We start from the raw sequence: 5,927 nt of genomic DNA, 5'->3' as shown, positions 1-5,927 counted from the left end.
ATTTATAACACCATGGATAATATAAGCAAGCTGAAACAAATCAAGACAAGATCCCAAACAGATGTCAGCGGTCAGCCACTCATAATAAAAGAAACGCTGGAATCTACCTTGCCCCTGGTTATAAAACCCCGCTTAAAAGGAGTTGACCTTACAGAATGGGTACAAAAAAACTCTGCAGAGTTTAATGCCGATTTATGCAAACATGCAGGCGTATTGTTCAGAGGTTTTGATACTACTACATTGGAGACCTTTGGTAATTTCGTAAACGCTTTCGGATCTAAACCATTGTCCTATATGTTCAGATCATCACCTCGTCATGAACTGGACCCGGGTGTACGGAATGTTTATAATTCTACTATCTATCCGAAAGCAGAACGTATTAATCTTCATAATGAATCCTCCTACAGCCGTACCTGGGGAATGCGGATATTGTTCTGCTGCCTGCAGCCTGCCGCAGAGGGAGGAGAAACACCCATTGCAGATTCCCGTAAGGTGCTGAAATCGATCCCCGCTTCATTAGTACAGAAATTCAGAGAAAAAGGGGTCATGTATCGTAGACGGCTGATAAAGGATATCAGCATGTCATGGCAGGAAGTTTTTCAGACAACAGACGGCAAAGAAGTAAAAGATATCTGTAATAAAAATGTTATCCACTATGACTTTATAGGTGATGATCATCTGGAAATAGAATGGGTAAAAAAAGCAGTATATCAGCATCCTTCTTCAGGTGAAGATACCTGGTTTAATCATGTACTTTTTTTCAACAAATATGCCAGGTATGAAGAGTTAGGATTGAACCCCGGCGATAAGGTTTCCGAAGATCTCATACATACAGATACCCTCTTCGGCGATGGAACAGAAATCAGTATAGACGAATACCTGTCCATTAAAAATGCTTATCAGCAACATACAGTGGCTTTCACTTATGAGAAGGGCGATATCCTTTTTCTTGACAACATGCTGGCGGCACACGGAAGAAATTCATACAAAGGCGAACGCCTCATAGCAACCGCTATCATTGACCCCACCGGAGATGAATAAATCAATCAATTTTCTTAATAATATCGTATGACTGTTGCACAATTTCAGTTGTCTGGCCAGCAGTCGCTGGACTTGATCAGGTGCTGCGCGGATCAACCGGCAGAGATAACCACTGTATCTGTTATCAGTGGTGACTATACAATGGAAATATTGGAAACGGCATTCGCAGCCGTTACCGATCGCCATGATATATTACGGACCGGATTTGAGTATCGCGAAGGAGTAAAACTACCGTTGCAGACCGTATATCAGCTTCAGGGCCGGAATAATAACTGTTTCAGAACAGAAACGTTAAGCCTCGCATCACCATTATCAATAAAGATCCTGCAACTCCCGGATCTTAGTTTTCAGGTTATTATTAAAGCGTTACCGCTTATACTGGACGCTTATTCCATTAGTTTGCTATATAAGGAACTGAATACGATTCTGACTGGTCAAATATTTGAGATAAGTAAGGAAGATCTTTTACAGTTTAGTGACTACACAAACTGGGAAACACAGTTGATTGAAGAGGACAATAAAAATGCTGCGGAGTTCTGGAGTGGATCATGGGTAGCTGATGCCAATGTTAATAGCATATGGAGAGTCCCTGCGGCAGAAACGGGCTACTCAGATACTAAGCTCATACTGGAAGACTTACCCCTGGAACAATATGCTGCCAGCTATAACGTATCTGTGAAAGTACTGCTTACCGCAATTTTTGCTCAAAGCATTGCGCGTTACAATGCAGAAGAACCATTGCAGGTCGCTTGCCTGGAAAATGGACGCTGCTATGAAGAACTGAAATCTACCATGGGGCCGTTATCCAGGTATTATCCGGTACGATTTCCTGCGGGGTTCACCGGTAGTATCTCCGAATGGACGGAACTGTCGGGATCACAGCTTGCACAGGCCACCGACTGGAATGATTATTACTATGCACCAGCCAATCCCTTATTGGAACATCCTCAGATACGGTTTGTATTGGAGTATTGTGATGTAACGGGTGATCCGGATATGGAAATCGTATCATCGTTTAATGGCACGTTCTTATGCAGGATACTAAGAAAGAAAAATACCTGGCAGATCATCTTCGTCTATCCGTCAGGAATGGAATTGGCTACCTTCCTGCTCGATGACTTGCAAAACCGGTTGCAGAACCCGGAACTTTCCGGTTTACATGTTGGTACTAAAGATAGAATTGCCATCTCGGAGTATAACAATACAGCAATGGGATTTCCGGGCCCAGATACCGTACCACGAATGATATTGGACTGTTTTAAACAGTATGCCGGTCATATAGCAGTAAAAGGCAGCCAGCGATCCATTACTTATCAGACATTGGAGGAAAAAGTAAAAGGTATTGCCTTTATACTTTCTACAGTTTATGGTGTCGGAAATGGAGATATCATAGGTGTAATGCTGAACAACGATGATGATGTGGCGGCAGTATTATTGGGTATCCTCTTTTCAGGCGCAGCGTATGTTCCGCTGGATAGCAGCAATCCCTTGCAACGCCTGGAACATATCGTAAAGGATAGTGGCTGCAGGATTATTATCACAGATGATAGTATCCCGGCAGAGATGATGGGTTCAGAGATGGCTGATCTGTTTGTTACAGTAGAAGAATTAAATATCAGAGCGACTGGATACACATCCTTCCCGCCACTGAAAACGCCTGCCCCGGAAGATACTGCTTATCTGATATTTACCTCGGGAACAACCGGAAAACCCAAGGGCTGCCAGATATCACATGCTAACCTGAACAACTATATCAGTTGGGCAAATGATTATTATTTCCGCAACTGCAATGGCAATTTTCCACTGCTGACAAGTTTGGCTTTCGACCTGACAGTCACTGCAATATTTACTACACTGACAAGAGGCCAGACTTTATATTGCCTGGATAAACACCTCGATATCACAGAGAAACTGCGCTACTGTTTCGACCCATCTAATGAAATAGACTGTATAAAACTTACACCTACTCATATTTCCCTGCTGGCGGATGCAGGATTGCAAAATGCAAACATAGTGTGCGCCATCGTTGGTGGAGAAGAACTACATCCTTCACAGGTAGACATCTTAAGAAGGTTATCCCCTTCAATCAGAATATATAATGAATATGGACCAACAGAAGCCACAGTTGGTTGCATCGTAAAAGAAATATCACCTGGAGATGAACGCATAACTATCGGCCGGCCCATTGCAAATATGGGCGTAAGTGTGTTGGATGCGGCCGGAAACATATTGCCGGTTGGCGTTTATGGTGAACTGTATCTGAGCGGAAGTAGCGTTGCCCGGGGTTACTGGCAGCAGCCTGTGATAACGGCACAAAGATTTGTCACACTGACTAACCAGGCTGCAGAGCGATATTATAGAACAGGAGATATCGTCCGTTTGCTGCCTGGAGGAGATATGGAATTCGGTGGAAGAATAGATGATCAGATAAAGATAAGGGGTAACCGTATCGAAATGGGTGAGATAAAAACACACCTTTCACAATTCCCTGGCGTGGAAGAGGTCTTTGTAGTGGCCAGAAAGGATGCTAAGGAGGAAAAACATATCACAGCTTACTATATCGCCCCACAGAATATTACATCGCAGGACTGGAAGTCTTTCCTACAGAGCAGAGTACCTGCTTACATGATTCCTGACTTTTTTATAGCCATAACGAAAATCCCGGCTACGGTAAATGGGAAGTTAGATGTTGAGAGATTACCGGACCCATTTTCAATGAAACATAACTCCGGAAAAGTGTACGTTTCACCGGTTACTCCTGCAGAGATTTCTATTTCACAACTATGGCAGGAAATACTACAAGTGGAAAAAGTAGGACTGGATGACAACTTCTATGAAATGGGCGGCCATTCCTTGCTGGCGATGCGTGTTGTATCCGCAATACGACGGGAATGGAAGGCCGATATCATAATAAAAGATCTTCTCACTGGTCCGACAGTGCGGGAATTGGCAGCGCTTGTTGACAGACTGGAAAAGAACATGGTATTACCTCAGGTGGTGCTAGTCAATGAACGGCCGGAAAAGATACCACTGTCATATGCGCAGGAACGTTTGTGGTTTATTGACCAGCTGCGTGGCAGCACGCACTATCATATGCCTGCATTGTTCAGATTGAAAGGCCAGCTGGATGTATCCTTGCTGGAAACAGCTTTTCGTATGATAGTGGATCGTCACGAATCACTGAGAACAGTATTTAAAGTGGAAGATGGAGTGCCATATCAGGAGATCTTGTCTGCCGGTGGCTGGCGCCTGAATATAGTAGATAATATCCCTGATGACCTGCATACGGCAATAACCGCCGAAATAGACCGGCCATTTGACCTGTCCGCAGATCATATGCTACGTGCCCGGTTGTTCCGGTTGCAGGAAGATGAACACCTGCTGGTGCTGGTAAGGCATCATATTGCCTCAGATGGTTGGTCTGAATCCCTGATAGTACAGGAGTTCTGTGAAATATACCAGAATCGCGAAGTGGCATTACCTGTATTGCCGTTGCAGTATGCAGACTATGCCTTATGGCAGCGTAGTCACCTTACAGGGGAGCTGCTCGATCAGCAGCTGGGCTACTGGGAAGAGAAACTGAAAGGAGTGACCCCGCTACAGCTTCCTTCAGATCTGCCAAGACCTGTGGTACAAAGTATCCAGGGCGACCGGCTGAATTTTAAAGTAGGCAAAGAGCTGAGTAAGCGGCTGGAACAACTGGCGCAACAGGAGGATGTTACGCCATTTATGCTACTGCTGGCCGTATACAAGGTGTTGTTATACCGCTATGGCAATCAAACGGACATCTGTGTAGGAACAACAGTAGCGCATCGCCCTCAACAGGAACTGGAGCCACTAATCGGCTTTTTTGTAAACACCCTTGCGTTGCGTAGCGACCTTTCAGACAATCCTGATTTCAGGTCACTACTATCCCAGGTAAGGACAACAACACTGGAAGCATATGAACATATCGCGGTTCCATTTGAGAAAGTGGTGGATAGGGTAGAGAAGGAGCGGGATAAGAGCCGGAGTTCCCTGTTTCAGGTGTTGTTTGTATTGAATAATAATGATTCGGCTTTAGTGCAGGACCTGGGAGATATTACAGTAGCTCCGGAATCACTGGATCATAAAATAGCCAAATTCGATCTTACGTTTTTTGTAGAAGAAACAGCAGAAGGCTTTGGTATTTCTATAAATTATTGTACGGATCTTTTTCTTCCAGCGACGATTGAGCGGCTGAAAGATCATTATTTGCAGTTGCTGTCATCAGTAGCCGATGATCAAAGCCAGCCGGTAGGTCATTTACAAATGCTGTTACCGGAGGAAGAAGCAGCCCTGTTATCGGAAGGGGTAAATCATGGATTTGTTTCAGAAGAAACAGAGACGGTAACTTCTCTTTTTACTCGTCAGGTAGTTAGTTCTCCTGAGAGGGTGGCGTTGATCTCCGGTGAGACACAGCTTAGCTACCAGGAACTGGATAACAGTTCAACCTGGCTGGCACACTACCTGAAACAAACCTATGATCTGCGGGCTAATGATCTGGTAGGAGTGATGATGGAAAACAGTAGTTGGTCAGTAATCGCCATACTGGGTATCCTGAAAGCAGGAGCTGCTTATGTACCAATAGATCCTTCACTTCCTGCCGATCGTCAGGATTATATTATCAATGATACAGGTATCAAAGTATTGCTGATTACATCAGAAAGATTGTTTGATGTACTCTCGTTTAACGTTCCGGTATTCTCTGTGGATCTTCAACTGGAAGAACTGACAATACCACCTGTATTAACAGAAGTATCATCAACAGATCTGGCCTATGTAATCTATACATCGGGTACTACAGGTCATCCTAAAGGAGTGATGATCACACATGGTAATATCACCGATTATTATAAAGGGCTGTC

General features: G+C 44.2%; 2 protein-coding genes. Both read left to right on the top strand.

The annotated features are described in order from the left end of the window. Positions 1 to 12 precede the first annotated feature (12 nt). Positions 13 to 1,041, top strand: coding sequence for a TauD/TfdA family dioxygenase (locus BMW86_RS00010; protein ID WP_089777732.1), 1,029 nt, complete (start codon positions 13 to 15; stop codon positions 1,039 to 1,041). Positions 1,042 to 1,068: 27 nt separating this feature from the next. Next, positions 1,069 to 5,927: non-ribosomal peptide synthetase (locus BMW86_RS00005; protein WP_089777730.1), on the top strand; the 4,859-nt coding region annotated here is incomplete at its 3' end.

It is taken from the genome of Chitinophaga sp. YR573 (assembly GCF_900110995.1).
GTDB lineage: Bacteria > Bacteroidota > Bacteroidia > Chitinophagales > Chitinophagaceae > Chitinophaga.
Note: the sequence above shows the minus strand (reverse complement) of the source record. Positions and strands in the feature narration are given on the sequence as shown.